General features: G+C 70.7%; 30 protein-coding genes. 12 read left to right on the forward strand and 18 right to left on the reverse strand.

Translation table 11 applies throughout. The annotated features are described in order from the left end of the window. Window positions 1-10: 10 nt before the first annotated feature. From pgeF to rfaD, 4 genes are read right to left on the reverse strand one after another with little or no spacing between them, the layout of a single operon-like run. On the reverse strand, window positions 11-769 hold the full coding sequence (gene pgeF, locus JJQ90_RS15740; protein ID WP_216876985.1) for a peptidoglycan editing factor PgeF: 759 nt from the start codon (window positions 767-769) through the stop codon (window positions 11-13). Further along, a complete protein-coding gene (locus tag JJQ90_RS15745; RefSeq protein WP_216876987.1) occupies window positions 766-1,764 on the reverse strand; it encodes a class I SAM-dependent methyltransferase in 999 nt (332 codons plus the stop codon). The genes pgeF and JJQ90_RS15745 overlap by 4 nt, the downstream gene beginning before the upstream one ends. Further along, on the reverse strand, window positions 1,761-2,552 hold the full coding sequence (gene lgt / locus JJQ90_RS15750; RefSeq protein WP_216876988.1) for a prolipoprotein diacylglyceryl transferase: 792 nt from the start codon (window positions 2,550-2,552) through the stop codon (window positions 1,761-1,763). Before lgt ends, JJQ90_RS15745 begins: the two co-directional genes overlap by 4 nt. Window positions 2,553-2,561: 9 nt before the next feature. Continuing rightward, a complete protein-coding gene (gene rfaD / locus JJQ90_RS15755) occupies window positions 2,562-3,542 on the reverse strand; it encodes an ADP-glyceromanno-heptose 6-epimerase (protein ID WP_216876989.1) in 981 nt (326 codons plus the stop codon). A 105-nt stretch (window positions 3,543-3,647) separates the two neighbouring features. Between rfaD and JJQ90_RS15760 the strand changes: the two genes are divergently transcribed. The 5 genes from JJQ90_RS15760 to JJQ90_RS15780 all read left to right on the forward strand — a co-directional run bounded on the left by JJQ90_RS15760 (window position 3,648) and on the right by JJQ90_RS15780 (window position 6,802). Then, window positions 3,648-4,049 carry an accessory factor UbiK family protein gene (locus JJQ90_RS15760; protein WP_230410707.1) on the forward strand — a complete coding sequence of 134 codons (402 nt, stop codon included), beginning with the start codon at window positions 3,648-3,650 and terminating at the stop codon, window positions 4,047-4,049. 166 nt (window positions 4,050-4,215) lie between these two features. Next, the gene (locus JJQ90_RS15765; RefSeq protein ID WP_216876990.1) at window positions 4,216-4,722 is read left to right on the forward strand and encodes a type III secretion system chaperone family protein; all 507 of its coding nucleotides are present in this window, start codon (window positions 4,216-4,218) and stop codon (window positions 4,720-4,722) included. 55 nt (window positions 4,723-4,777) lie between these two features. After that, window positions 4,778-5,578, forward strand: a complete 801-nt coding sequence (gene proC, locus JJQ90_RS15770) for a pyrroline-5-carboxylate reductase (RefSeq protein ID WP_216876991.1) — start codon at window positions 4,778-4,780, stop codon at window positions 5,576-5,578. Window positions 5,579-5,629: 51 nt separating this feature from the next. Continuing rightward, window positions 5,630-6,226, forward strand: a complete 597-nt coding sequence (locus tag JJQ90_RS15775; RefSeq protein WP_216876992.1) for a TetR family transcriptional regulator — start codon at window positions 5,630-5,632, stop codon at window positions 6,224-6,226. A 144-nt stretch (window positions 6,227-6,370) separates the two neighbouring features. Then, the gene (locus tag JJQ90_RS15780; protein WP_230410708.1) at window positions 6,371-6,802 is read left to right on the forward strand and encodes a phasin family protein; all 432 of its coding nucleotides are present in this window, start codon (window positions 6,371-6,373) and stop codon (window positions 6,800-6,802) included. Window positions 6,803-6,828: 26 nt separating this feature from the next. Here JJQ90_RS15780 and JJQ90_RS15785 read toward each other — a convergent pair whose 3' ends face one another. From JJQ90_RS15785 to JJQ90_RS15795, 3 genes are read right to left on the reverse strand one after another with little or no spacing between them, the layout of a single operon-like run. Beyond that, the gene (locus JJQ90_RS15785; protein ID WP_216876993.1) at window positions 6,829-8,235 is read right to left on the reverse strand and encodes an ATP-binding protein; all 1,407 of its coding nucleotides are present in this window, start codon (window positions 8,233-8,235) and stop codon (window positions 6,829-6,831) included. Further along, the gene (locus tag JJQ90_RS15790; protein WP_216876994.1) at window positions 8,232-8,939 is read right to left on the reverse strand and encodes a response regulator; all 708 of its coding nucleotides are present in this window, start codon (window positions 8,937-8,939) and stop codon (window positions 8,232-8,234) included. The genes JJQ90_RS15785 and JJQ90_RS15790 overlap by 4 nt, the downstream gene beginning before the upstream one ends. Then, a complete protein-coding gene (locus JJQ90_RS15795; RefSeq protein WP_216876996.1) occupies window positions 8,936-9,502 on the reverse strand; it encodes a MarR family winged helix-turn-helix transcriptional regulator in 567 nt (188 codons plus the stop codon). Before JJQ90_RS15795 ends, JJQ90_RS15790 begins: the two co-directional genes overlap by 4 nt. A 215-nt stretch (window positions 9,503-9,717) precedes the next feature. Between JJQ90_RS15795 and JJQ90_RS15800 the strand changes: the two genes are divergently transcribed. Beyond that, entirely contained in the window at window positions 9,718-10,245 is a 528-nt protein-coding gene (locus tag JJQ90_RS15800) for a GNAT family N-acetyltransferase (RefSeq protein ID WP_216876998.1), read from the forward strand. A gap of 68 nt (window positions 10,246-10,313) precedes the next feature. Then, window positions 10,314-10,667, forward strand: coding sequence for a nuclear transport factor 2 family protein (locus JJQ90_RS15805; protein ID WP_216877000.1), 354 nt, complete (start codon window positions 10,314-10,316; stop codon window positions 10,665-10,667). A 115-nt stretch (window positions 10,668-10,782) separates the two neighbouring features. Here the strand turns inward: JJQ90_RS15805 and JJQ90_RS15810 are convergent, their stop codons facing one another. From JJQ90_RS15810 to JJQ90_RS15850, 9 genes are all read right to left on the reverse strand, one after another. Beyond that, complete coding sequence (locus tag JJQ90_RS15810; protein WP_216877002.1) at window positions 10,783-12,132, reverse strand: hypothetical protein; 1,350 nt, start codon at window positions 12,130-12,132, stop codon at window positions 10,783-10,785. Next, a complete protein-coding gene (locus JJQ90_RS15815; protein ID WP_230410709.1) occupies window positions 12,132-13,502 on the reverse strand; it encodes a hypothetical protein in 1,371 nt (456 codons plus the stop codon). The genes JJQ90_RS15810 and JJQ90_RS15815 overlap by 1 nt, the downstream gene beginning before the upstream one ends. After that, window positions 13,499-13,960 carry a molybdenum cofactor biosynthesis protein MoaE gene (locus JJQ90_RS15820; protein WP_216877004.1) on the reverse strand — a complete coding sequence of 154 codons (462 nt, stop codon included), beginning with the start codon at window positions 13,958-13,960 and terminating at the stop codon, window positions 13,499-13,501. Before JJQ90_RS15820 ends, JJQ90_RS15815 begins: the two co-directional genes overlap by 4 nt. 1 nt (window position 13,961) lies before the next feature. Further along, a complete protein-coding gene (gene moaD / locus JJQ90_RS15825) occupies window positions 13,962-14,213 on the reverse strand; it encodes a molybdopterin converting factor subunit 1 (protein WP_216877006.1) in 252 nt (83 codons plus the stop codon). 14 nt (window positions 14,214-14,227) lie between these two features. After that, window positions 14,228-14,941 carry a hypothetical protein gene (locus tag JJQ90_RS15830; protein ID WP_216877008.1) on the reverse strand — a complete coding sequence of 238 codons (714 nt, stop codon included), beginning with the start codon at window positions 14,939-14,941 and terminating at the stop codon, window positions 14,228-14,230. A 29-nt stretch (window positions 14,942-14,970) separates the two neighbouring features. After that, entirely contained in the window at window positions 14,971-15,588 is a 618-nt protein-coding gene (gene pgsA / locus JJQ90_RS15835; protein WP_216877010.1) for a CDP-diacylglycerol--glycerol-3-phosphate 3-phosphatidyltransferase, read from the reverse strand. A 25-nt stretch (window positions 15,589-15,613) separates the two neighbouring features. Continuing rightward, a complete protein-coding gene (gene uvrC / locus JJQ90_RS15840; protein WP_216877011.1) occupies window positions 15,614-17,548 on the reverse strand; it encodes an excinuclease ABC subunit UvrC in 1,935 nt (644 codons plus the stop codon). Window positions 17,549-17,896: 348 nt separating this feature from the next. Then, window positions 17,897-18,319, reverse strand: coding sequence for a dihydroneopterin aldolase (gene folB, locus JJQ90_RS15845; RefSeq protein WP_216877013.1), 423 nt, complete (start codon window positions 18,317-18,319; stop codon window positions 17,897-17,899). Then, entirely contained in the window at window positions 18,316-19,107 is a 792-nt protein-coding gene (locus JJQ90_RS15850; RefSeq protein WP_216877015.1) for an SDR family oxidoreductase, read from the reverse strand. Before JJQ90_RS15850 ends, folB begins: the two co-directional genes overlap by 4 nt. Before the next feature lie 95 nt (window positions 19,108-19,202). Here JJQ90_RS15850 and JJQ90_RS15855 point away from each other — a divergent pair, with 95 nt between their 5' ends. Together JJQ90_RS15855 and JJQ90_RS15860 are read left to right on the forward strand one after the other, a co-directional pair. Beyond that, complete coding sequence (locus tag JJQ90_RS15855; RefSeq protein WP_216877016.1) at window positions 19,203-19,544, forward strand: hypothetical protein; 342 nt, start codon at window positions 19,203-19,205, stop codon at window positions 19,542-19,544. After that, a complete protein-coding gene (locus JJQ90_RS15860) occupies window positions 19,520-20,005 on the forward strand; it encodes a hypothetical protein (RefSeq protein ID WP_216877017.1) in 486 nt (161 codons plus the stop codon). The genes JJQ90_RS15855 and JJQ90_RS15860 overlap by 25 nt, the downstream gene beginning before the upstream one ends. Before the next feature lie 3 nt (window positions 20,006-20,008). Here the strand turns inward: JJQ90_RS15860 and JJQ90_RS15865 are convergent, their stop codons facing one another. Next, the gene (locus JJQ90_RS15865; RefSeq protein WP_216877018.1) at window positions 20,009-20,251 is read right to left on the reverse strand and encodes a hypothetical protein; all 243 of its coding nucleotides are present in this window, start codon (window positions 20,249-20,251) and stop codon (window positions 20,009-20,011) included. A 110-nt stretch (window positions 20,252-20,361) separates the two neighbouring features. Beyond that, window positions 20,362-22,569: an excinuclease ABC subunit UvrB gene (uvrB, locus tag JJQ90_RS15870; RefSeq protein WP_216877019.1), complete on the reverse strand. Its 2,208-nt coding sequence runs from the start codon at window positions 22,567-22,569 to the stop codon at window positions 20,362-20,364. Between the two features lie 69 nt (window positions 22,570-22,638). Here uvrB and JJQ90_RS15875 point away from each other — a divergent pair, with 69 nt between their 5' ends. The 3 genes from JJQ90_RS15875 (at window position 22,639) to JJQ90_RS15885 (ending at window position 24,587) form a co-directional block, all read left to right on the forward strand. After that, window positions 22,639-23,106 carry a CYTH domain-containing protein gene (locus tag JJQ90_RS15875; protein WP_216877020.1) on the forward strand — a complete coding sequence of 156 codons (468 nt, stop codon included), beginning with the start codon at window positions 22,639-22,641 and terminating at the stop codon, window positions 23,104-23,106. 129 nt (window positions 23,107-23,235) lie between these two features. Then, the gene (locus tag JJQ90_RS15880; RefSeq protein ID WP_216877021.1) at window positions 23,236-23,850 is read left to right on the forward strand and encodes a hypothetical protein; all 615 of its coding nucleotides are present in this window, start codon (window positions 23,236-23,238) and stop codon (window positions 23,848-23,850) included. 41 nt (window positions 23,851-23,891) lie between these two features. Next, entirely contained in the window at window positions 23,892-24,587 is a 696-nt protein-coding gene (locus tag JJQ90_RS15885; RefSeq protein ID WP_216877022.1) for a hypothetical protein, read from the forward strand. The last annotated feature ends 37 nt before the right edge of the window (window positions 24,588-24,624 follow it).

Genomic DNA, 24,624 nt, shown 5'->3' on the forward strand with positions numbered 1-24,624 from the left:
GGGCATCGGCTCACCCGGGCAAAGCGAGGGCGGAAAGCTGGTGTCCGATCGGCCCGCCGCCAGCCAGGGTACGCCGGCGATGGCTGAAGAATTTTTCCTCCAAGGCCAGCGTGTCCTGGAACAGCGCGTCGGCCCGGCCGATGCCGGTCGCGGCGAGGCGCGCGACGCAATAGCCGGCCAGGTCGAACTGCCAGCGATCCTCGCGCTGGCCGGGGGTGAAGAAGCGGGCGTCGGTGCCGGATCGCGCCAGCACGGCATCCCGCAGGTCGGGGCCGACCTCATAGCTCGCCTGGCCGATGCAGGGGCCGACCACGGCGGCCATATCGGCCCGGGTTGCCCCCAGGCTTTCCATCGCCTCGACCGTGGCTTCCAGAACGCCGGCCACGGCGCCGCGCCAGCCGGCATGGGCGGCGCCGATGACGCCGGCGCGGAGGTCGGCGAAGAGCACGGGCGCGCAATCGGCGGTCAGCACGCCGATCGCCTGGCCGGGGCGGTTCGTCACCAGCGCATCCGCCGTGGGGCGGGTGTCATCGGTCCAGGGGGTGCGGGCATCGGCCACCGCCACGCCATGCACCTGCACCAGCCCGAGCACGGCCTCGGCACCCAGCACCTGGGCGCAGGCGGCGCGGTTGCGGCGCACCGCCTCCGGATCATCCTGGCCGGAGAGGGAGCAGTTCAGCGCGGCATAGGGGCCGGAGGAGACGCCGCCCTGCCGGGTGAAGAAGCCATGCGGCACGGCCAGGCCCGCCGTGAGGAAGCCGGGGGTCATGAGGGGTCGAATCCGGGAAGGGGAGGTAGGGCAGGGTCGCAGACCGCCAACACCTTGAACAGCCGGCCCATGCCCTCCGCCGCCACCAGCCGCTCCGCCCCCGACAGGATCTCCCGGGCGAGGCGCGGGCGGCCATGGGCCAGCATGGCGGCGCGGGACATCAGGCCAAGGCGTTGCAGGAACAGCCCCTGCGGCAGCGGCCCCTGCGCGGCGGCGCCCGCGGCGCGGGCCGTGCGGGCCATTGCGGCGAAGTCGACATGGGCGGTCAGGTCGGCGGTGCCCGGATCGGCCAGCGGATCGAGCCCTGTCGCCTGGCCGCGCACCGCCTGAAGGCTGTCGCCGAAGCCGGATTCGGCCGGCCCGTAGTCGAGGAACAGCGCCGCGCCGCCCTGGGCGGCCAGCCGGGTGGCGAGGGCTGCCATCACGGCCTGCGCCGCTTCCCCGACCTCGCAAACAGCACCATCGGGTGCCTCGGCGGGAAGGGGGTGGTCGGTTGGGACTTCGACAAATTGCCCGTCCCGGACATGCCGCTCCATCCAGGCTGGGCCGCGCCGGATGAATTGCCGGATCGGCAGCGCATCCAGGAATTCATTGCCGAGCAGCAGCATCGGCCCCGGCGGCAGACTGGCCAGGTCGTCATGCCAGCCCTCCACCGCCGGCCCCAGCATTCGGCCCTGCGCCTCGCGCAAGCTGGAAGAAATCTCGACCAGGTGCAGCCGCAGCGCGGCGCGGAAGGGGGCGGCGACATCGCCCACGGCGCGCAGCGCATCGGCCATCAGCGTGCCGCGCCCGGGCCCGGCCTCCACCAGCAGCACCGGGTCCGGGCGGCCCATCTGGTCCCAGGCGATGGCGGCCCAGAGGCCCAGCACCTCGCCAAAGGCCTGGGAGATTTCCGGCGCCGTGGTGAAGTCGCCCGCCCGGCCGAAGGGGGTCGCCGGCCGGGCGTAATAGGCCGCGACCGCCCGCGCCATGAAACGGTCGAGCCTCTCGCTCATGCCGGGCGGCGCGCCCGCAGCATCAGCACGGCGCCCACCAGCATCATCGGCAGCGACAGCAACTGCCCCATGGTGGTGCCGGCGAGCAGGAAGCCGAGATGCGCATCCGGCTGGCGGAAGAACTCCCCGATGAAGCGCGCCAGCCCGTAGAAGGCCAGGAAGGCGCCCGTCACGAAGCCCTCCCTCTCACGCAGCGCCGGGATGCGGACCAGGATGTTCAGGATGATGAACAGCACCACCCCCTCCATCGCCGCCTGATAGAGCTGGCTGGGGTGCCGTGGCTCCGGCCCGCCGGTCGGGAAGACCATGGCCCAGGGCACGTCGCTGACGCGGCCCCAGAGCTCCCCATTCACGAAATTCGCCAACCGTCCGAGCCCAAGCCCGATCGGCACCGCCGGCGCGATGCGGTCCCCGAAGCGCAGTGCCGGCAGCCCCTGGCGGCGGCAGAACCACAGCGCGGCGAGGATGACGCCGAGCATGCCGCCATGGAAGGACATGCCCCCCTGCCAGACATACAGCGCCTCCCACGGCGCGGTGATGTAGTAGCCGGGGCGGTAGAACAGCACATAGCCCAGCCGCCCGCCGAGGATGATGCCGAGCGTCGCCCAGGTGATGAAGTCATCGAGCTGTTCGCGCGTCGCCGCCACCGGCGCCAGGGCGATCAGCCGGCGCGCCAGCATCCAGCCCAGGACGATGCCGACGATATAGGCCAGCGCGTACCAGCGCAGGGCGAAGGGGCCGATCTCGATCAGCACCGGGTCGATGACGGGGAAGGCGATCACGAACATCTTTCCGGGTCACCTATGCGGGTCAGGGTTCAACAGGAAGTCCCGCACATAGCGGCCGACGCCGTCTTCCAGCGTCGTCGGCGCCCGGTCGAAGCCCGCCGCGCGCAGCTTCCCCATCGGGGCTTCCGTGAAATACTGGTATTTTCCGCGCAGGTCCGGCGGCATGTCGATGAATGCGATGCGGTCGTTCTGGCCCAGCCCGGCGAACATCGCCCGCACCAGGTCCAGGAAACTGCGCGCCTGGCCGGAGCCGATGTTGAACAGCCCGCTGACCTTCGGATGGTCGAGCAGCCAGAGCATCGCCGCGACGCAGTCATCGACATGCACGAAGTCGCGCATCTGCGCGCCGTCCGCCACATCCGGCCGGTCGGAGCGGAACAGCCGGGCCGGCTCGCCGCGCTGCACTTCGTTGAACTTGTGAAACACCACGCTGGCCATGCGGCCCTTGTGGTATTCGTTCGGCCCATAGACGTTGAAGAAGCGCAGCCCGGCCCATTGCGGCGGGGCGGGATAGCCGCGCGCCAGCATCGCCGCGACACGCCGGTCGAAGGCCAGCTTTGACCAGCCATACAGGTTCAGCGGTCGCAGCGCCGCCAGTGCCGCCGCGCTGTCATCATCCGCGAAGCCCAGCGCGCCATCGCCATAGGTGGCGGCGGAGGAGGCGTAGATGAACGGAATGGCCCGTCGCGCGCATTCCGCCCAGAGCGCCAGCGGCAGGGTCAGGTTGGTGGCGGCCACCAGATCGCCATCGGTCGCCGTGGTCGCGCTGATCGCACCCATATGCAGCACGGCGGAGACCTTCGGCTGGCTCGCCCAGAAATCCGCCAGCGCTTCCGGCGGCAGCACCCCGGCGATGCCGTGCTTCGCCAGGTTGCGCCACTTCACCCCTTCGCGCAGCCGGTCCACCACCAGAACCTCCGCCCCCCGGTCACAGAGTGCGGCGACCAGGTTGGACCCGATGAAACCGGCGCCGCCGGTCACGACATACATCGGTGGTTGTCCCTTCGTGCCGCGGCGCTTATCTCGCCGCGACCGGGGTATAGGCCGCGGCGTCGCGGCCGGACAAGGCACGGACAGATCAGGCAGGAGGTCGTGATGACCAGTGAAACCGGACCCGGCGGCATGGGCGGCAGCGGCACGGGTGGGGGCACCAGCGGCGGCCCCGGCGGGGGGGCGGGTGGCGGACCCTTCGGCGGGCAGGGGCCGAAGCGCGGCCTGTTCGACGACCTCGCGGGCATGGCCGGCGGCGCGTTTTCCGTCCTGGCCGGCGCGCGGGCGGAGGCGGAGGCGATGGGCCGCGCGCAACTCGACGCCATGGTGCAGCGGCTGGACCTGGTGAAGCGCGAGGATCTCGACGCCGCCCTGGAAGTGGCGCGCCGGGCGCGCGAGCAGGCCGAGGCGCTGGAGACCCGCGTCGCGGCGCTGGAGGCGAAGCTGACGGCGGCGGACACGGCACCGCCGGCCAACGATCCCGGCCTCGCGGCGGATGGCGGCTGAGTCGCATCCGGTTTCGCCGACTCGGCCGGCAAGTCCTTGAGCCGGTCATCAAAGCGGCGCTTGCGGTGCCATTTCGCACCTGCGTAGTCTACCCGTAGTGGCGATTCGGGCGGCCCCCTCCCACCATCAGGGGGGTGGCGCCCGGACGGGCGAAGGAGGTGCCGCGATGTCCGCTTACGTCGGATACGAGGAACGCGACCGGTCCGCGAACCCCCTCGATGTGCTGGAACAGATCGTGACGGCCAATGAATGGGCCTTCGATCGGCGCTCGGACAGCGAGATGGCGGCCGAGGCACCCGGCAAATGGTGCGACTACGGGCTGTATTTTTCCTGGTCGCAGGAAATCAGCGCCATGCACTTCTCCTGCAGCTTCGACATGAAGGTGCCCCCCGGCAAGCGGGAGAAGCTGTTCGAACTGCTGGCCCTGGCCAATGAGAAGCTCTGGATCGGCCATTTCGGCCTGGACAGCGACGATGGCATGCCGGTGTTCCGCCACGCCGTGCTGCTGCGCGGTGCGCCGGGCGCCTCCGCCGAGAGCCTGGAGGATATGGTGGATATCGCGCTGACCGAGTGTGAGCGCTTCTTCCCGGCCTTCCAGTTCGTCCTCTGGGGCGGCAAGCCGCCGGCGGAGGCCCTGCAGGCGGCCATGTTGGATTGTGTCGGCGAGGCCTGATGGGCTTCGCGACGCCGGCTTGCCAAACCGCGTCCTGGCGGCAAGGCTCGCCGTCATGACCGAAACGCTCCCTCCTTTGCTTCTCATCGGCTGCGGCAAGATGGGCGGCGCCATGCTGGCCGGCTGGCGCGAACGCGGCCTGGGCGAGACCCTGGTGGTGGACCCCTTCGCCACCGGGCCGATCCCCGGCGCCACCCTGCTGCGCGACGCGGCCGAGATCCCGGCGGGCTTCGCCCCCGCCGCCGTGGTGCTGGCGACCAAGCCGCAGGAGGCCCCGGCCAGCCTGCCGACCTATGCCCGCTTCGCCGGCTCGGCGGTGTTCGTCTCCATCATGGCCGGCAAGACGGTGGGCTTCATGCAGGGGCTGCTGGGGCAGGGGGCGGCGGTCGTCCGCGCCATGCCGAATACCCCGGCCGCCGTGCGCCAGGGCTTTACCGTCGCCTTCGCCGGCCCGGGCGTTTCCCCCAGCCAGCGCGGCCTGGCCGACACGCTGCTGGCCGCGACCGGGGAGGTCGACTGGGTGGCGGAGGAGGGGTTGCTCGACCCCGTCACCGCCGTCTCCGGCGGCGGCCCCGCCTATGTCTTCCTGCTGGCCGAGTTGCTGGAGGCCGCGGCGGTGGAACAGGGCATCCCGGCCGACCTCGCCCGCCGCATGGCGCGCGCCACCGTCGCGGGGTCCGGCGCGCTGCTGGCGGCGAGCACGGAGGATGCGGCGCAGCTCCGCAAGAACGTCACCAGCCCGAAGGGCACCACCGAACGGGCCTTGGCCGTGCTGATGGCGCAGCAGGCCTGGCCGGACAGCATTTCCAAGGCGATCGCCGCCGCCACGGCGCGATCGCGTGAGCTTGCCGGGTAAATCCGCATCCCCCCCATTGGCGTCGGGCGCCCGCGCCCCCAACATCCAGGCATGGACGCTTCCGACTCCAGGCTGCTGGATGCCCTTTTCGCCGTGATCGCCGAGCATGGCTGGCGCGGTGTGACGCCCGGCCGGCTCTCCGCCCTGTCCGGCATCCCAACCCGCGAGCTGGTGCGCCGCTTTCCCTCCCGCCTCGACCTGCTGCGTTTGCATGGGGAGGCGGTGGCTTCGCATGTGGCGGCGGAGACGGTGCCGGGGCAGGGCGGCACGCCGCGTGACCGGGTGTTCGATGTGCTGATGCGCGGCGTCGATGCCCTGGTGCCGCACCGCGCCGGCATGCTGCGGCTGATCGCCGATATGCGTCGTGACGGCGTGCTGGCCGCGGCGCTGTTCCCGATCCTGCAGCGCAGCATGTCCCGGATGCTGGAGGCGGCGGAGCTGGACGCCAGCGGCCTTCAGGGGCGGCTGCGCGCGGCCGGGCTGGTCGGTGTCTGGCTGATGACGATCCGGGCCTGGGAAAAGGATGAGAGTGTCGATCTCGGCACCACCATGGCGGCGCTGGACCGGGCACTCGACCGGGCGGAGCAGACCGCCCGCAGCCTCAACATCGACCCTGGCGACCTGGCGCTGCCGCCGGCCGAGGCCTGACGGCCGGCCGGGTTTCACCCTGCGGGACGCGGTCCTGGGTATCCCGCATGTTTTTTGTGCAGTGCATCATTCGCCGCCTTCTCCCGCCATCGGCGCCCGGCTAAACACTCTTTCATTCTTCCCCCCTTCGAGGAGCCTGACGCGATGTCCGACCGCTTTGGCATGAAGCCCGACGAGATGATGCGCATGCTGTCCGAATTCCGCCTGCCCGCCATGCCGGATATGTCCGGCCTGGCCGAGGCGCAGCGCCGGAACCTGGAGGCCCTGTCCAATGCCAACCGCGTGGCCCTGGAAGGCGCGCAGGCCGTGGGGCGCCGGCATATGGAAATCCTCCAGGCCTCGATGGCGGAGATGACGGATGCGATCCGTGCGATGTCCGGCACCGAAAGCCCGCAGGTCCGCGCGGCCAAGCAGGCCGAGATGCTGAAGTCCGCCTATGAGCGCGCGGTGGCGAACATGAAGGAGGTCGCCGACCTCATCCAGAACTCCAATTCCGAGGCGCTGGGCGTGCTGAACAAGCGCTTCACGGAAGCCATGGACGAGGTGAAGACCCTGGTCGCCCAGCAGAAGGGCTGATTTTGGGGGGGCGGGCGCGCCCCCCGCTAAACTGGCAGCCGGATGCGGGCCCGCAGCCCACCGAGCGGGCTCGCCTCCAGCACGATGTCGCCGCCATGCGACCGCGCGATGTCGCGCGCAATGGCCAGGCCGAGCCCGGTTCCGCCGGCCGAGAGGGTGGCGAAAGGCCGAAAAGCCTCCTCCCGCAACTCTTCCGGAATGCCGGGGCCGTCATCATCCACGGTGACCTGCGCCCAGGCGATGCCGTCGCCGCGCGGAATCTCGGCGACGCCAATATCGATGCGCCGCGCATGCTTGCGCGCATTGTCGATCAGATTGGCGAGGCAGCGCCGCAGCGCATCCGGCCGCAAGGGCAGCACGAGGCTTTCCGGTACCCGCACCAGGACCTGCGCCCCATCACGCGGTGACTTTCGCGCCACCTCGCTGACCAGCGCGGCAAGGTCGGTCGGCTGGGTCTGCTCCTGCGCCTCGCCGCGCGCGAAAGCGAGGTAGACGGCGATCATCCGCTCCATCTCCTCCACATCTTCCGTCAGCGCGGCGACATCCGCCTCCGTTTCCGGCGCATGCGGCAGCATGGCCAAGGCCAGCCGCATGCGGGTCAGCGGGGTGCGCAGGTCGTGGCTGATGCCGGCCAGCATATCCGTGCGCTGGCCGATGAAGCGACGGATGCGGTCCTGCATGCGGTTGAAGGCGCTGGCCGCCTGGCGCACCTCGCTCGCGCCCTCCGGCTTCATCTGCCCGATATCACGCCCCAGCCCGAAGGCCTCCGCCGCGCCCGCCAGCCGGCGGATGGCGCGCACCTGGTTCTTCATGAACAGCGCCGCCACGCCGAACAGCAGCAGGGAGGAGCCGACAAGCCAGATGAAGAACAAATACAGCGTGCCGGTGAACAGCCTTTTGCGCGGCGCCTCCACATGCAGCACGCCATCGGGCAGTTGGATGCGGATGATGACGCTGCGCCGGTCGGACTGCCAATCGGCATCGAAGGGCCGCCGCACCCGCTCCGCCATCGCATGCGCCAGGTCATCCTCCAGCGGCAGCAGGGGCAGGGAGGCGGCGCGATCCGGCGTGGCGCCGAGGCTGGCCCCGCCCTCGAAGGCCAGGCCGAGATCCAGGCGCCAGGAGGCGTCGCGGAACAGCCAGGCCCGGTCGGCCGGGTCGGGCATGCGCTGCATGATCTCGATGACCATGCCGATCTCGCCCGCCACGCCGCCGGCCAGGCGGCGGGAGATGACGTCGAGGTGGTTGCCGTAGAACAGTTGCAGGGCGACCCCCTGCAGGATCAGCAGCGGCAGCAGGATGATCAGCAGCGACCGGCCGAGCAGGCCACGCGGCAGCAACGGGCGCAGCCCCTGGCCGAAGGCACGCACCGGTCGCGCCGGCTTCGCCACCGGCTGTTCCGCGGGCGTCGCGGGCGCCGGGATGTCGCTCATGGGCCCGGCCGCAGCACATAGCCGCGATGGCGCACCGTCTGCACGAAGCGCGGCTCACGCGGATCGGGCTCGATCTTGCGGCGCAGGCGGGTCACCTGGACGTCGATGGCACGCTCCCCGGCCTCCGGCGTGCCCAGCGCCTCGGCGATCTCCTCCCGGCTCAGCACGTCATTCGGGCGCCGGGCGAGGGCCAGCAGCAGCGACTGTTCGCCGCCGGTCAGCCGCACCACGCCTTCCGGTCCGCGCAATTCCGCCCGCTGCGGGTCGAACCAGCGCAGACCGAGCTGCACCGGGCCGCCGGACAGGTCCGCCACGGGCGGCGGCGCGGCGCGGCGCAGGATGGTGCGGATGCGCAGCGCCAGCTCGCGCGGGTCGAAGGGCTTGGCGAGGTAGTCATCGACGCCGTGTTCGAAGCCGATGACGCGATCATCCGGCGCACCGCGTGCGGTCAGCATCAGGATCGGCACGTCCTGCCCCTCCCGCCGCAGGCTTTCGGTCAGTTCCAGGCCGCTTTCGCCGGGCATCATCACATCCAGCACCATCAGATCGAAGCTGACCGAGGCCAGGGCGTGGCGGGCGGCGGCGGCATCCGCCGCGGCGGTGATCCGGAAGCCCTGCTCGGTCAGGAAGCGCTGGAGCAGGGCGCGCAGCCGGGCATCGTCATCGACGACGAGAAGATGCGGTGCATCGGCGCTGAGCGTCATCGTGCGGCCTCCGGCCCTGGCCCCGCTTCCAGCCGCGCCAGGGCAGTGCGGGCATCTTCCCCCATCAGGCCGCGCATGACGCGCCGAAAACCCTCCACGGCCTGGGGGCCGGCCTCGCGATAGGCGCGCATCACCGTGTCCCGCTGCCGTTCGAACAGGCTGCGCTCCAGCGCCGCGCCCTTCTCGGTCAGGGTCAGCAGGCGCTGGCGGCGGTCGCTGCGGCCCGGGCTCTGGGTGACGAAGCCTTCCTCCACCAGCGGGGTCAGCACCCGGCCGAGCGACTGCTTGGTGATGCCGAGGATGCCGAGCAGGTCGCCCACGGTGATTCCCGGCTGGCGGCCGACGAAATGCAGCACCCGGTGATGCGCCCGGCCCATGTCGAGCCCGGCGAGCAGCGCATCGGCGCCGGCGGTGAAGTCGCGATAGCCGAAGAACAGCAGGTCCTGCGCCAGGCGCAGCTCCTCCTCCCGCAGGAACAGAAGGTTGCGGCCGGCGCGGTCTTCCTCCCGCGCCGGGGACGGGCGGGGTCGGGTGGGGGCCGAGATGTCAGGTTCTGGCGGCATGGCCGATACGCGTTCCCATGAGCTTCCGATCCCCGACAGATGCGCCGGTGGCCTTGGTGGGTCGTGCCCACCATCGCGCTATGCGTCTTCCCCCGATATAGGGCACGGGCGCGGGAACGAGTAGCGATCAGCGATCCTGATGCGCGATACCGCCCACAGGAGAATGTTGGACAGATGCCGCCCATGCCCTTCGACCGCCGGCAGGCCCGCCGCCCATGCCGCTGACGCTGCGCACGGCGCGGGTCGGCGATGTGGCGCGGATCAGCAAGCTGCATGCCGACCTCTGGCGCGACTCCCGCGCCGCCTTCTTCGACGCCGAATTCATCGAGGACCCGCTGGAAGCCGCGATGGTGGCGCAGTGGCAGGAGTTGCTGCGCGGCCGCAAGCGCCCCGGCCAGGTGGTGGTGGCGATGACCGGCCATCAGTTGGAAGGCTTCGCCAATGCGGTGCTGGCGGCCGGCACGGCGCAGATCGACCATCTGGAGGTGCGGGAGAAGATGCGTGGGCGCGGCATCGGCCGGTCGCTGCTCGGCCTGCTGGCGCAGCGGATGCGGCAGGATGGCGCGCGGGCCGCGACGCTCGCGGTGCCGGCGGGGGCGGAGGGGCTGGCCCGATTCGCCAAGCGCTTCGGCGGCATATTGGGGCCGGTGGTGGAGCGGGAGCGGGTTGGACACCCCATGCCGGAGCGCAGCATCGCCTGGGCCGATATCAACCGCCTGATCGGCGCCTGCGCGACGTCTTGAAAACGTCGCTTGCGACCGGCGAGCCCGATCGCCTAAGGTCGGGCCTCTGGAACAAAACAGGCACAAACATGACGACCAGGGAAATCGCGGAGGCCTTCGCCGCGCTGTGCAAGGCCGACCAGCATGAGGAAGCCGGCGACCGTTTCTGGGCCGACGACGTGGTGAGCCGGGAGGCCATGGAAGGCCCAATGGCGGAACTCCGCGGCAAGGCGGCGGTGAAGGGCAAGGGCGAGTGGTGGTACGCCAACCACGAGATCCATTCCGCCACCACGGAAGGCCCCTTCGTGCATGGCGACCAGTTCGCCCTGCGCTTCGAGATGGACATCACGGTGAAGGAAACCGGCCAGCGCATCCAGATGGCCGAGATCGGCCTCTACACGGTCAAGGATGGCAAGGTGGTGGAGGAACGCTTCTTCTACTGATACTAACGGCCTGAAACGCTGACACGTTTCAGGCCCCTCAGACGCCGGGCGCAAACCTCCGGTTTGCTTGGCTTCGCCGCATAAGCGGCGGGCCGCATTCGCGGCCTCGGACCGGTCAAGCGACCGGTCCGCTGGTATGCGCCTCGGCTCGTCGCGGAATCGCCACCAGCGCGACGGCCAGCGGCAGCAGCCAGATGATCCGCGCCTGGTAGCGGTGGTGCGGCTTGGACAATGCCCCGGCGACGGCGGCATTGGCCAGCAGCGCCACCAGCACGAAGCCGAGCAAAGCGAGCCGCTGCCGGTCCCCGGCCCGCGCCGCCCGCCAGCCCAGCCACAGCGCCGCCACCAGCGCCACGGCGAGGACCGGCAGATGCGGCGAGAGCCAGGGCGCGGCCAGCGCCGGCAAGGCGCCGCGCATCTGCGCCCCGGTATCGAATTGCGCCAGCTCCTCCGCCGGGAAGTGGCCGGCAATGGCGCGGCGGGCGGAGGCGGTGAGGTGGTCCGGCACCAGCGTGTCGCCCACCCGCATCAGACCGAGCTGGGTCATCATGTTGCGCAGGCCGGCGAGGGCGACCTCCGTTGGGTAGGCCGCCAGCGTCGCGGAAATGATCTCCCGCGCCTCCGCCGCGCCGCGCATGGCGCCCATCGGGCGGAGCTGTCCATCGGCCTCCCGGTTCAGCGGGCTGGTCTCGTCCCAGAGGAAGGTATCGCTGTCCATCGGCAGGCGGTCGGTGAAGGCGCAGAGGTGCCAGCTGGCCCCAGGGCAGCGATCCCGCAGCAGGGCGGCCGCCGGCCCATCCGCCTGCAGCCGCGCCAGCAGGAAGGCGGCGCCATGCGGCGAGAGGGTGAAGCGGCCGAAGGCCACATGGTTGGCCGTGCAGAGCAGCAGCACCGCCAGCGCCACCGGCAGCGCCGCCCGCAACACCGGCCCGAACCTCCAGGTCAGGAGCAGGATCAGCGCCAGCAGCGACAGGGCCATCGGCAGGTGCGACAGGTGGACGGCGATCGCCAGCACCGTGATCCCGCCCACCCACAGGCTCTGCCCCAGGCGCAGCCTGCCGAAGGCCAGCAGGAACAGCCCCAGCGGCACCAGCCCGGTCAGCGCATCCGGCATCAGCGTCGCCAGGAACCAGGGCGCCGAGCTCAGCAGCCCCAGCCCGGCGCAGACCAGCAGATGCCAGCCCGGATGCGGCCGGCCGCGCAGCGCGCCCTGGGTCAGCCAGATGAGATGCGAGGCCAGCACCCCCTGCACCAGCATCGGCGCCCAGAGCGAGCGCTGCCAATGGAACAGGTGCAGGAAGGGGCCATAGGCCTGGGTCTTGTCCCAGGGCACTTCGGGCTGGGTCGTGTGCAGCAGGTAGGACACAGTGTCGATGAAGACCAGCGGATAGCCATTCAGCCAGGCCGGCCAGACCAGCAGCGGCGCGCCCGCCAGCACGGCCAGCAGCGCGATCAGCCGCGCCATCACGACACGTCCGCGCGGCCGGCATCCTCCGGCCGCGCACGCGGCAGCAGGGCCAGCCCTGCGACGACCGGCATCAGCCAGAGGATCCGCGCCTCATAGCGCAGATGCGGCTTGGACAGGCCGCCGGTCGCCAGCGCATTGGCCGAGACGCCGACCAGCACCCCCACCACCAGCCCGATCCGCCGCCGATCCCCCAGGCCGCGCCACCAGGCCAGCAGCGCCAGCACCGCGCCCGCCAGCAGCACCGGGGCATGCGGCCAGAGGAAGGGCGCGGCGGCCTGTGGCAGCAGCCCGCGCGGCTGCAGGGCGGCGTCATAGGCGGCGAGCTCGCGTGCCGGAAACGCCTCGGCGATGCGGGGGCGCACGGCGGCTTCCAGATGGGTCGCCACCAGGGTGTCGCCCACCGTCGCCAGCACCACCTGCCGCAGCGCGTTGCGCGCCGTGCTCCAGGCCACCTCCAGCGGATAGGCGCTCAGTGTCTCCGCCACGATCACCCGCGCTTCGTCGGAGAGCAGCGCGCCGCCGAGGAAGCGCGCCGTGCCGTCCGGGGTGCGGTTCACGGGGCTGTCCGAGTCCCAGAGGAAGGCGTCGCTGTCCATCGGCAGGCGCTCGGCGAAGGCGCAGAGATACCAGCCGGCCTCCGGGCAGCGCGCCTGGATCAGTGCCGCCGCCGGACCATCGGCCTGCAAGCGGGCAAGGGCGAAGGTGGCGCCGTGCGGGGACAGGCTGGCGCGCCCGTGCCCCCAGAGATTGGTGCCGAGCAGCAGCAGCACGGCCAGGACCAGCGGCGCCGCGACCCGCAGCGCCGGCCCGGCCCGCCGCGCCACCAGCAGCACGAAGACCAGCAGTGCGAAGGCCAACGGCAGGTGGGACAGATGGGTGGCAATGCCGGCGGTGGCCAGCAGGCCGAGCCAGATCGCCTCGGCCCGGCGTAGCGACTCGCGGGCAAAACCCAGCAGCAGCAGGGCCAGCAGCAGGATCGGCGCGAAGACATCCGGCATCAGCAGGGCGATGGTGAAGGGGGCCGTGGTCAGCAGCGCCGCCCCGGCACAGGCCGCCAGGTGCCAGCCCGGCGCCGCATCCCCCCGCAGCGCCCGCTGCATCAGCCAGATCAGATGCGACAGGCACAGCCCCTGCGCCAGCAAAGGTCCCCAGAGGCTGATCCGCCCATGGAAAAGCTGGATCAGCGGCCCGTAGACATGCGGCTTGTCCCAGATCACCAGCGGGCCCGAAGGGGGCGGCGCGGTCTGGTGCAGGAAGGCGCCGGTATCGCTGAAGACCAGCGGATAGCCGTTGAGGAAGGCCGGCCAGACCAGCAGCAGCCCGCCGCCCAGAAGCGCTGCGATGATCGCCGCGAGGCGGAGGATCAAGCCCCCGACGCCCAGCGGGCGGCCGCCGCGTCGTCGCTGGCCTTGGCCTCGACCCAGCGTTCCCGCCCATCGGCGAATTCCTCCCGCTTCCAGAAAGGGGCGGAGGTCTTCAGCCAGTCGATCAGGAAGGCGCAGGCCTCCAGCGCGGCGGCGCGGTGGGCGGAGGCGGTGAGCACCAGCACGATGGGCGCGCCCGGCACCAGCCGGCCGACGCGGTGGATCACGGTGCAGCCGGTCAGCGGCCAGCGCGCCCAGGCCTCGGCGGCGATCTTCTCAAGCGCCCGCTCGGTCATGCCGGGATAATGTTCCAGCACCAGCGCCGCCAGCCCGTCATCGGCGCGGCACAGGCCGACGAAGCTCGCCAGGCCGCCGATATCGGTCCGTCCCTGGCTCAGCGCGGCCGATTCGGCGCCGAGGTCGAAGGGCGCTTCCTGCACCCGGATGTCGGGACCGGCCATGTCAGCCCCCGGTCACGGGCGGGAAGAATGCGACCTCGTCGCCCGCTGCCACCGCCTGGTCGGGCTTGGCGAAATCCTGGTTCACCGCGGCGCGGATCTGGCGCGGATCGGCGAAGGCGGCGGCATGGCCGGGGCTGCGGGTGGCGAGGAAGGCGACCAGCCCCGCCACATCCCGCACATCCTCCGGCAGCCCGATCTCCTCCTCGGCCAGACCGACTTTTTGGCGCACCCAGGCGAAATAGAGGAGCTTCAAGCCGGCAGATCCTCTCAGTTCGGCACCACCCGCGTGCTGGTGCGGCCATCCGGCCCGATCCAGGTCTCCACATTGCCGTCGCGGATCACCGCGCCGCCGCCCTGCGGCCCGGTATAGCCCTGAACGCGCGGCGTGCCGCCGGTGCCGGTGACCTGGCCGCCGGAGGGTGTGGTCATCGATCGTCCCTCCAGCCGCGCGCCCGGCGGGCTATAGGCGCCCGCCGGTGCGGCGGTGGCCGGGCTGCGCGGGAATTCACCCGGCGCGCCGAGCGCCCCCGGCGGCGTCGAGGAACCGCGCCGCACGCCCGGCGTCGGCACCGGGGAGGAGGCGGGCGGCGCGCCGTCGATCAGGCTGGGGCGGTAGCTGGGGATATTGCGCATCGCCTCATCCGGCCCGCCCATCATGGTCGGCCGGGCGGCTTCCTGGCCCGGCCAGACATCGCCGGATTCCGGCACCAGCGGTTCCACCGCCGGATTGCCGCCGCGCACGCGCTGGATGGTCAGGCTGTCGCCGGTGACGACGTTGGCCGAGCCCATGAAGGGCGAGCGGATGCGCTCCCAGCCCGCCGAAAGCGTGCTGCCGATGCCGCTGCCGGAACAGCCGGCCAGCAGGGTCAGCGCCAGGAGCGGCGCGCAATTCGCGGCGCGGCGGAGGGTTGGGCGGTAACGTTCGGCGGCCATGTCGGCTCCCGTATTCGCGAGGTTCGGGCAGAAGATGCGCCGCAGCATGGCACGTCTCAAGGGTGTAGCGGAGTCTGTCACGGCAAGGTCCGGGCTGGCGCCGACTCTGCCGGCGGCGGGATGCTGGCACGGCTGACATGGCGAAGCCCGGCCTGAAGATAGTCCCAACCCGTTACCAAGGTCAGTATCGCCGCGGCCAGCAGCATCACTTCCCCGATCAGGGAAACCGGCAGCCAGGACAGCCAGATGACGGAGGCGCCGCTGTCGCCGGCCAGTAGCGCGCCGAGCGCCCCCATCTGGAAGCCGGTCTTCCATTTGGCGAGGCTGGTCACCGGCAGGCCGATCTTCAGCCCGGCCAGATACTCGCGCAGGCCGGAAACCAGGATCTCCCGCAGCAGGATGACAATTGCGGGAAACAGCCCGAAATCGCTCAAGCCCCCGGTGCCGGCCAGCAGCATCAGCGCCGCGCCGACCAGCAGCTTGTCGGCGATCGGGTCCAGCATGCGGCCGAAATCGCTGATCTGCTGGCGCGACCGCGCCAGCTTGCCATCGAAATAATCGGTGATCGCCGCAGCCGAGAAGACGGCGCAGGCGGCCAGATTGCTCCAGTCATGGCCGAGCGTGGCCAGCACGACCAGCAAAGGGATCGCCGCGATGCGCGACAGGGTCAGGAGGTTGGGGAGGTCGGTCGGCACATGGTCATCCGGGGTTGGTCTCGGCTCAGCCTTCCGCCACTCTACCCGGCCCTGCGCCCGGGTGGAAATGGCCATGGATGCGGCGCGCCACGGTCGGGCCGATCCCGGGCGCATTCTCCAGGTCGGTCAGCGCCGCATTGCGCACGCCGCGCGCCGAGCCGAAATGGTTCAGCAGCTTGCGCTTCAGCGCGGCACCGACGCCGGGCACGTCATCCAGTTCCGACCGCACCAGGGATTTCGACCGCCCGGTGCGGTGGGTCGCGATGGCGAAGCGATGCGCCTCGTCGCGCAGGCGTTGCAGATAATACAGCACGGCATCGCGCGGCGGGAGCTGGATGGGGTCCCGGCCTGATTGATGAAACCATTCGCGCCCGGCATCGCGATCCGGCCCCTTGGACATCGCGACCAGGGGCAGGTCGTCCACGCCCAGCTCCGCCAGGATCGCCCGCGCCGCCGAAAGCTGGCCGGCGCCGCCGTCGATCAGCACCAGGTCGGGCCAGGCCTCGCTTTCCCGCCCGGGGTCCTCCTTCAGGGCGCGGCCGAAGCGACGCTCGAACACCTCCCGCATCATCGCAAAGTCGTCACCGCCACGCGGCGCGGCGGCAGGCGTCACGCCAGGGGCGCCGCGAATGGCGTATTTGCGATAGGCCGATTTCAGGAAGCCGGAGGGGCCGGCGGCGATCATCACGCCATAGGCGTTGGTGCCCATGATATGGCTGTTGTCATAGACCTCCACCCGCTCCGGCGGCGCGGGAAGGTCGAAGATGCGGGCGACGCCGGCCAGCAGGTCGGCCTGGGCGGCGCCTTCCGCCATGCGGCGCTCGATGGCTTCCCGCGCATTGGTCGCGGCATGTTCCACCGCGCCGCGCTTCTCACCACGCTGCGGCCGGTGGATTTCCACCTTGCGCCCGGCCTTGAGCGTCAGCGCCTCCGCCAGCAGCGCGCAGTCGCGCGGCTCATGGCTGACCAGCACCAGGGGAGGCGGCGGCAGGTCGTCGTAGAGCTGGGCGAGGAAGGCGCCCAGCACCTCCTCCGGCGTCTGCTCCGCCTTGGCGTGGGACAGGAAGAAGGGCCGATTGCCGTTGTTGCGACCGCCGCGGAAGAAGAAGACCTGCACGCAGGACTGCCCGGCCATCTGGTGCAGCGCCACCACATCGGCGTCGTTCACGCCGTCCAGGTTGATCCGGTCGCTGCCCTGGATGTGGGTCAGGCCGCGGATGCGGTCGCGCAGGCTGGCGGCCCGTTCGAATTCCAGGCGCTCCGCCGCTTCCTCCATCTCCGTGGCCAGCTTGCGTTGCAGGGAAGGAATCCCGCCGCCCAGGAAATCCTTCGCCTGGCGCACCAGCGCCGCATAGTCCTCCCGGCTGATGCGCTCGACGCAGGGGGCGGAGCAGCGCTTGATCTGGTGCAGCAGGCAGGGGCGGGTGCGGCTGTCGAAGACGGTGTCGCGGCAGGTGCGCAGCAGGAACACCTTCTGCAGCGCCGTCAGGGTCTGGTTCACCGCCCAGGCGCTGGCGAAGGGACCCCAGTAGCTGGCGCCCTTGCGGCGTTCCCCGCGATGCTTGGCGATCTGCGGCCAGGGATGGTCCTCCGTCATCACCAGCCAGGGATAGGACTTGTCATCCCGCAGCACGATGTTGAACCGGGGCCGCAACTTCTTGATGAGGTTGGCTTCCAGCAGCAGCGCCTCGGCCTCGCTGCCGGTGGTCACCACCTCCATCGCCCGGGTCTCGAAGACCATGCGCCGCAGCCGCTCCGGCAGGCGGGGCAGTTGGGTATAGGCGGCCACCCGCCGCTTCAGGCTGCGCGCCTTGCCGACATACAGCGCGTCGCCCTTGGCATCGAGCATGCGATAGACGCCCGGCGCCAGCGGCAGGGTTTCCAGCGCCCGTTCGATCACCGCCAGGCCGCTAGGCGGGGGCGTGGATTCGGGCGGTTCGGAGGGGGTCGTCTCGGTCATCGTGATGCTCGGAGGGGGCGGAGAGGTGCTGCTGGACAGGACCGCGTTCCCAAATGATTTTTCCACCAAACATGTGGATAAGTCTGTGGGTCAACTGGCGGGAAACCCCGGCGAATGGCCGTCATCCGCCAGTCACAAGAGCTTGCCCGCTTTTTGGGCGTTTTTTCTAAGTCATTGTTTTTTATGAAATCTAATGTTCCAAGACATAGATTCTGGGGGTCAAGCGGAACTTCGCGGTTGACAGGCAAAGAGCGCTCTCGAAGGCGTGACCACAGTGGAAAAGTTATGCGGCCGCCTCCGGGTCAGGCACTTTGCCGGTGACATAGGCTGCTTCCGGCGGGGCCGGTCTCAGCCTTCGGCGATATGGGTCGCGCGGGTCCGTTCCACCACCACGCCCACCGTCTCGACATCCGGGAAGGCATCGGGCTTTTCCACCGTGACCCGGGCGCGCTGCACCCGGTCATCGGCCAGCGCGGCCATGGCGACCTTCTCCGCCAGCGTCTCCACCAGCAGCACATGCCCCTCCGCCACCGTCGCGCGCGCCGTCTCCACCAGCCGGGCGTAGTCCACCACGCGGCGAAAATCATCCGGCCCGATGGCGGCGGGCGCCGAATCGTCGCGCACCACCAGCTCCACGCTCAGCACGATGCGCTGGGGCGCCGCCTTTTCATGCGGATGGATGCCCAGCCGCGCCAGCAGGTCCATGCGCCGCAGGAACACCACGCGGTAGCCGCGCTCGGCATCGGGCGCATAGAGGGGGGCGTGAATCATTCGTCGATCTCCGTGGCACCCGCCAGCGGCGTTGGCGCCCATTGCAGATGCTGCCCGCCATCGAGCGCGAGCATCTGCCCGGTCATGGCGGGCAGCGACAGGATGGCGAGCAAAGCGCGCGCGACCTCCGCCGGCCCGGTGCCGTGGCGCAGCGGCACGGAGGCGCATTGCCGGTCGAACTGCGCCTGCGTCTGCCGCGGGGAGGGCATGGCCGGCCCGGGGCCGATGGCATTGACGCGAATGCGCGGCGCCAGCGCCAGGGCCAGCGTCTGGGTCAGCGTCCAGAGCCCGGCCTTGGAGACGGTATAGGACATGAAATGCGGCGTCAGCGACCAGACCCGCTGGTCCAGCAGGTTGACGATGACCCCCTCCGCCTGGTCGGGAAGGGCACGGGCCATGGCCTGGGACAGCACGAAGGGGGCGCGCAGATTGGCCTCGATATGCCGGTCCCAGCTTTCCCGGGTCGCGTCGTGCCATTCGTCGCGTTCGAAGGTGGAGGCGTTGTTCACCAGCACGCCGATCGGCCCCAGGGCGGCGCTCGCCAGGCCGAGCAGCGGCGCCACCTCCGCCTCCCGCGCCAGGTCGGCGCGCAGGGCGACGGCGCGGCGGCCGAGCGCTTCGATCCGGCCGACTGTCTCCGCCGCCTCCGCCGCGCTGCCGCCGAAATGGATCGCCACGTCGAAGCCGGCCTCGGCCAGGGCCAGCGCCATCGCCTGGCCGAGCCTCCTGGCCCCGCCGGTGACCAGGGCCGCGCGGGGAATCGCTTCGGGGATGAGGGAGGGGATCATGCGCGGCGGGAGATAGCGGGCGCCGCGCCACCCGCCAATGCTTGACCGCCAGCATGCGCGCGCCTTCCCTGGGCGCATGCGTGGGGGAAGCGACGATGCGGATGGCTTTGGCGGTGATGGCGCTGCTGGGCACGGCGCCGGCCCTGGCGCAGGGGGTTCCCGGACTCGGCCGTACTGCGCCTTCCATTCCGGGGCTGCTGGCGCCCCAAGGGACGCAGCAGGAGACACCGCAGCAGAAGCGCGAATTCTGCCAGCGAATCGCCACCGCCGCCGGGCGCTGCGCCATCGGAGGTGGTCTTTCGGCGGTGGCGGTCAGTTCCTGCCTGATGCAGGGCCTGCCCCCGCAGGATCAGTTGCGGGTGGCGCAGGCCGCGCAATCCGCCCGGGGCAGTGTTTCCGGCCTGCTGTCGGAATGCGGGATCGGCTTCGGGCGGTGACCGCGCTGTACCGCAACAGCCGTTTCCGGCGGGTGCGCGGGCTGCAATACGGCGCCTGGCTGGCCGCGCTGGCCGCGCTGGCCTTCGCCCTCGGCGCCCTGGCGCTGCCCCATATCTGGCCGGAGGGCGACGCGCTGGCCCTGGCCATCCTGGCGCCGATCCTGGCCGCCATCGCCCTGGGACTGGAGCTGTATCGCAGCCTCTACGTCACCGCGATCGACGCGATGGCGGAGGGGATCCGGGTGGAGACGCTGGCCTTTTGGGGCCGCCGCCCGCACCTGCTGCCCTGGATCAGCGTCACGGGCCAGGCCAGGGCCTTTGTCGCCCGTGGCACCGTTTCCACCGCCATCACCCTGCGCCCGCCGGGCGCCCGTCTGCCGTTCCTGATCGACACGACGGCGGATGCCTTCGACCCTGCCGCGCTGCGCCGGCTGGCACGCCGCCACCAGCCGCGCGGCTGAGCCTTACCGGCGCCTGCCGCCGCCACCGGTCAGCGCGCCCACCGCGGCGCCACCGGCACCGCCGATCAGCGCGCCCGTCACGGCGGAGCCGCCGGTCAGCGCACCCACCGCCGCGCCGCCCGCCGCGCCGATCGCGCCGCCGGAGAGCGCACGCTGCTCGCGCCGCGACATCCCGTCACAGGCCGCGAGGGGGATGATGAGAGCGCTGGCCAGCGCCAACCGGACCAGACCACGAGTTGCCCGCATGAGGGTGTTCCTCCGTCAGTTGCACTGCGGGGAATAAGCCGCCCGGCTGAGGCGCCCATGCGGCGGCGCCTGCCTTGTCTCCGCCACAGCCGATCAAGCGCGCGTGAGCCTCAGCGCCGGCGGCCGCGCCCGCCCTTGGCCTTGTTCGGGTCGTAGCCGCCGCCGCCGGGCCCCATCGGCTTCGGCTTCCAGTCCTGCTTCGCCCGGCCCTTGCCATTCGCGCCGGGCCGTGGCGCGCTGTCCTGAAGCGAACGTCCGGCCATGTTCGGCGTCAGGCCAAGCTCCAGCGCCTCCAGCCGCTTGATCTCGTCGCGCAGCCGGCCGGCCTCCTCGAATTCCAGGTCGGCGGCGGCGGCGCGCATGCGCTTTTCCAGCTCCGCGATGCTGGCGCCGATATCCTTGCCGACGAAGTTGGCGGTGCTGTCGCCCTCCACCGCCTCCACCGTTACGTAATCCTGCTCATAGACCGATTGCAGCACGTCGGAGATGTCGCGTCGGATGCTGGTCGGCGTGATGCCGTGAAGCGCGTTCCATTCCTGCTGCTTGGTGCGGCGGCGGGCGGTTTCGCCCAGGGCGCGCTTCATGCTTTCCGTCATCACATCGGCATAGAGGATGACGCGGCCTTCCACATTGCGCGCGGCGCGGCCGATGGTCTGGATCAGCGCGGTGGTGGAGCGCAGGAAGCCTTCCTTGTCCGCATCCAGGATCGCAACCAGCGAGCATTCGGGAATGTCGAGACCCTCGCGCAGCAGGTTGATGCCGATCAGCACGTCGAAGACGCCGCGGCGCAGGTCGCGGATGATCTCGATGCGCTCCAGCGTGTCCACGTCCGAATGCAGGTAGCGGCAGCGGATGCCGGTCTCCGTCATGTATTCGGACAGATCCTCCGCCATCCGTTTGGTCAGCGTCGTCACCAGGATGCGGCCGCCTTCGGAGGTCACCTTGCGGCACTCGGCGAGCAGGTCGTCCACCTGGCCCTCGACGGGGCGGATTTCCGTCACCGGGTCCACCAGGCCGGTCGGGCGGATCACCTGCTCGGCAAAGACGCCGCCGGTGCGCTCCATCTCCCAGGGCCCCGGCGTCGCGCTGACGAAGACGGTGGTGGGGCGGTAGGCGTCCCATTCCTCGAATTTGAGGGGCCGGTTGTCCTTGCAGGACGGCAGCCGGAAGCCGAATTCGTCCAGCACGGATTTGCGCGCAAAGTCGCCGCGGTACATGCCGCCGATCTGCGGCACGGTGACGTGGCTTTCATCCACCACCAGCAACGCATTCTCGGGCAGATATTCGAACAGCGTGGGCGGCGGCTCGCCCGGCTTGCGGCCGGTGAGATACCGCGAATAGTTCTCGATGCCTTTGCAGACGCCGGTGGTCTCCAGCATCTCGATGTCGAAGGTGGTGCGCTGGTCGAGGCGCTGCGCCTCCAGCAGCCGGCCGGCCGCGTGCAACTCCGCCAGCCGTTCCTTCAGCTCCGCCTTGATGCTGATGATCGCCTGCTGCATCGTCGGCCGCGGCGTCACGTAGTGGCTGTTGGCGTAGATCGCGACGCGGTCGAGATCGCCCGTGATCTCCCCGGTCAGCGGGTCGAATTCCTTCAGCCCGTCGATCTCGTCGCCGAACAGGCTGACGCGCCAGGCGCGGTCCTCCAGCTGCGACGGCCAGATATCCACCGTTTCACCGCGGATACGAAACGTGCCACGCTGGAAGGCGCTGTCGTTGCGGCGGTATTGCTGTTCGACGAGGCCCTTGATCAGCACGTCGCGCTCGATCTTCCCGCCGCGCTCCAGCTTCACCACCATGCGCGAATAGGTCTCGACCGAGCCGATACCGTAGATGCAGGAGACGGAGGCGACGATCACCACATCGGACCGCTCCAGCAGCGACTGCGTGGCGGAGTGGCGCATGCGGTCGATCTGCTCGTTGATCTGCGCGTCTTTTTCGATGTAGGTGTCGGTCCGGGGCACATAGGCCTCCGGCTGGTAGTAGTCGTAGTAGCTGACGAAATACTCCACGGCGTTGTCGGGGAAGAAGGACTTCATCTCCCCGTACAATTGCGCCGCCAGGGTCTTGTTCGGCGCCAGGATCAGCGTCGGCCGTTGCACCGCCTCGATCACCTTGGCCATGGTGAAGGTCTTGCCGGAGCCGGTGACGCCCAGCAGCACCTGGTCCCGCTCCTGCTTCGCCAGCCCGTCCAGCAGCGTGGCGATGGCCGTCGGCTGGTCGCCATTCGGCTCATAGGGGGAAACGACGCGCAGCGGCGTGCCGGGGGCAGGCGCGGGGCGCTTCTGCGGGAAGAACTCGACGGGGGTCAGGATGTTCATGGCGCCGCGAATGTGGGCGCTTCCCCTCCCGAGTGGTAGTGGGAGCCGGGCGCCACAGGACAAAGCAGCATGGGTATCGAGATCGAGCGCAAGTTCCTGGTGACGGGGCAGGGGTGGCGCGCGGCGGTGGCCGGCCCGGGCGTGCCGATGCGCCAGGGCTACCTTTCGGCGCCGGGCAAAGGCGCGCCCGTGGTGCGGGTGCGCATCGCCGGGCCGCGCGGCTTCCTGACCATCAAGGGGCCGGGCGGGCTGGTGCGGGCGGAATTCGAATATGAAGTGCCGGTCGCCGAGGCCGAATCGATGCTGGCGCTTTGCCTGACGCCGCCTTTGGCCAAGACCCGCCACGAGGTACCGCATGCCGGCCACCTCTGGACCGTCGATGTCTTCGAGGCGCCCGCCCGCCTGGCGGGGCTGGTGCTGGCGGAAGTCGAATTGCCGGACGAAACCACCGAACCGCCGCTGCCCGACTGGCTCGGCGCGGAGGTGACGGAGGACCCACGCTACGCCAATGCGGCGCTGGCCATCGCCGGGCCCTGACCCATCGCCGGCTCGCCGCTCGCGCCGCTGTGCGCGACCGTCTCGGCGGCAGTATGAACACTCGGCCATCTTCCGCGTTCTGAACAGCATGGGTGCATCACACCCGATCAGAATTACGGAGGAACCACCATGACGACACGTCACACCGCCCTCGTGGGCGCTTTTGTCGCATCCCTCGGCCTCGCTGGCGCCGCCTTCGCGCAAAGCACCTCGCCCAGCGCGACCACGCCGAATGTCGGCCCGACGGGCCAGCCCATGGCGCAGCAGGGTACGTCCGGCCAGACCCCGGGTGCGCCGGCAGCCCAGACCAATCCGACGCCGATGCCGCAGGGCAGCCAGGCCAACCAGGCGCCCGGCATGGGTGGCGCGCGCGCCCCGTCCTCGCAGATGGGCCAGACCAGCCCGGGCGCGACACCGTCCGATCCGGGTCGGGCCGGCGGCGGTCTGCCGGGCGCGACCCAGCCCACCACGCCCGCACCCGGCGCCGCGCCCAGCACCGGCACCACCACGCCGACGGCGCCGGTCCAGGGTGGCGGCGATACGGCCCGCCAGGGCGCGCTGGAGGAGGGGGCCAATTCCTTCACCGAGGGCCAGGCCCGTTCCCGCATGGGTGACGCCGGCTTCGCCGATGTGCAGGGGCTGACCCTGGACGATCGTGGCATCTGGCGCGGCCGAGCCATGCGCAACGGTCAGCAGACCGGCGTCGGCATGGACTTCCAGGGCAACATCGTCGCGACGCCGTGAGCCTGACGAACCCATCATCAACAACGACAGGAAACGCGCTTATGACAATCCGTACCATTGCCCGGCTTTTCGACAGCTCCACCACCGCGCATGCCGCGGTCGCCAGCCTCGAGGCCGCCGGCTTCAAGCATGAAGACATCACCTATATGGGCAGCGCCGGCGAGACCGTGCGTGACGACCTGCCCGGCACGCCCGGTCGCGCCGCCGCCGCGGATGTGGGCACGCGGCATCCGGATGGCACCGCTGAGGCCCCGACCAAGACAGGCGCGGCGACCGGCGCCTCGCTCGGCACGGTCCTGGGTGGCGGCGCGGGCCTTCTGGCCGGCATCGGTGCCCTGGCGATCCCGGGCGTCGGCCCGCTGGTGGCCGCGGGCTGGCTTGTCGCCGCCCTGACCGGTGCCGGTGTCGGCGCCGCCTCGGGCGGTCTGATCGGTGGGCTGGTCTCGGCCGGTGTGGGCGAGGAACACGCCACCACCTATTCCGAGGGGCTGCGCCGTGGCGGTCATCTGGTGGCGGTGCGAACCGATGAGAGCCGCGCCGCGGAGGCCGAGCGAATCCTAGAGCAGCACGGCCCGATCGACATGGATGCCCGCCAGCAGGAATGGCGCAGCAGCGGCTGGGATCCGGCGGTGGACCCGGCACGCAACCCGGTCGGCCATACCGCGCCGATCCGCGCGCCGGGCGAGCTGCCGCTCGCCAATGACCCGGCACTGCGCCGGCCGGGCGACGTGGCCTGACCAGCCGGCCCTTGCAGGGCTGAAGCGGGCGGGGTCA

The sequence above is a fragment of the Falsiroseomonas oleicola genome (genome assembly GCF_019029495.1).
Taxonomy (GTDB): domain Bacteria; phylum Pseudomonadota; class Alphaproteobacteria; order Acetobacterales; family Acetobacteraceae; genus Falsiroseomonas; species Falsiroseomonas oleicola.

Coding starts and splice junctions, on each gene's coding strand:
- JJQ90_RS15805 (WP_216877000.1), top strand. CDS start 10,314: ATGACGACCAGGGAAATCGCGGAGGCCTTCGCCGCGCTGTGCAAGGCC.
- JJQ90_RS15860 (WP_216877017.1), top strand. CDS start 19,520: ATGCGGGATCGGCTTCGGGCGGTGACCGCGCTGTACCGCAACAGCCGT.
- JJQ90_RS15765 (WP_216876990.1), top strand. CDS start 4,216: ATGTCCGCTTACGTCGGATACGAGGAACGCGACCGGTCCGCGAACCCC.
- JJQ90_RS15810 (WP_216877002.1), bottom strand. CDS start 12,132: ATGGCGCGGCTGATCGCGCTGCTGGCCGTGCTGGCGGGCGCGCCGCTG.
- uvrB (WP_216877019.1), bottom strand. CDS start 22,569: ATGAACATCCTGACCCCCGTCGAGTTCTTCCCGCAGAAGCGCCCCGCG.
- JJQ90_RS15780 (WP_230410708.1), top strand. CDS start 6,371: ATGTCCGACCGCTTTGGCATGAAGCCCGACGAGATGATGCGCATGCTG.
- JJQ90_RS15830 (WP_216877008.1), bottom strand. CDS start 14,941: ATGCTGCGGCGCATCTTCTGCCCGAACCTCGCGAATACGGGAGCCGAC.
- JJQ90_RS15820 (WP_216877004.1), bottom strand. CDS start 13,960: ATGGCCGGTCCCGACATCCGGGTGCAGGAAGCGCCCTTCGACCTCGGC.
- JJQ90_RS15880 (WP_216877021.1), top strand. CDS start 23,236: ATGACGACACGTCACACCGCCCTCGTGGGCGCTTTTGTCGCATCCCTC.
- proC (WP_216876991.1), top strand. CDS start 4,778: ATGACCGAAACGCTCCCTCCTTTGCTTCTCATCGGCTGCGGCAAGATG.
- lgt (WP_216876988.1), bottom strand. CDS start 2,552: ATGTTCGTGATCGCCTTCCCCGTCATCGACCCGGTGCTGATCGAGATC.
- JJQ90_RS15800 (WP_216876998.1), top strand. CDS start 9,718: ATGCCGCTGACGCTGCGCACGGCGCGGGTCGGCGATGTGGCGCGGATC.
- JJQ90_RS15865 (WP_216877018.1), bottom strand. CDS start 20,251: ATGCGGGCAACTCGTGGTCTGGTCCGGTTGGCGCTGGCCAGCGCTCTC.
- JJQ90_RS15785 (WP_216876993.1), bottom strand. CDS start 8,235: ATGAGCGACATCCCGGCGCCCGCGACGCCCGCGGAACAGCCGGTGGCG.
- JJQ90_RS15790 (WP_216876994.1), bottom strand. CDS start 8,939: ATGACGCTCAGCGCCGATGCACCGCATCTTCTCGTCGTCGATGACGAT.
- rfaD (WP_216876989.1), bottom strand. CDS start 3,542: ATGTATGTCGTGACCGGCGGCGCCGGTTTCATCGGGTCCAACCTGGTC.
- JJQ90_RS15775 (WP_216876992.1), top strand. CDS start 5,630: ATGGACGCTTCCGACTCCAGGCTGCTGGATGCCCTTTTCGCCGTGATC.
- JJQ90_RS15745 (WP_216876987.1), bottom strand. CDS start 1,764: ATGAGCGAGAGGCTCGACCGTTTCATGGCGCGGGCGGTCGCGGCCTAT.
- JJQ90_RS15855 (WP_216877016.1), top strand. CDS start 19,203: ATGCGGATGGCTTTGGCGGTGATGGCGCTGCTGGGCACGGCGCCGGCC.
- JJQ90_RS15760 (WP_230410707.1), top strand. CDS start 3,648: ATGACCAGTGAAACCGGACCCGGCGGCATGGGCGGCAGCGGCACGGGT.
- pgeF (WP_216876985.1), bottom strand. CDS start 769: ATGACCCCCGGCTTCCTCACGGCGGGCCTGGCCGTGCCGCATGGCTTC.
- JJQ90_RS15875 (WP_216877020.1), top strand. CDS start 22,639: ATGGGTATCGAGATCGAGCGCAAGTTCCTGGTGACGGGGCAGGGGTGG.
- JJQ90_RS15850 (WP_216877015.1), bottom strand. CDS start 19,107: ATGATCCCCTCCCTCATCCCCGAAGCGATTCCCCGCGCGGCCCTGGTC.
- JJQ90_RS15795 (WP_216876996.1), bottom strand. CDS start 9,502: ATGCCGCCAGAACCTGACATCTCGGCCCCCACCCGACCCCGCCCGTCC.
- uvrC (WP_216877011.1), bottom strand. CDS start 17,548: ATGACCGAGACGACCCCCTCCGAACCGCCCGAATCCACGCCCCCGCCT.
- folB (WP_216877013.1), bottom strand. CDS start 18,319: ATGATTCACGCCCCCCTCTATGCGCCCGATGCCGAGCGCGGCTACCGC.
- JJQ90_RS15885 (WP_216877022.1), top strand. CDS start 23,892: ATGACAATCCGTACCATTGCCCGGCTTTTCGACAGCTCCACCACCGCG.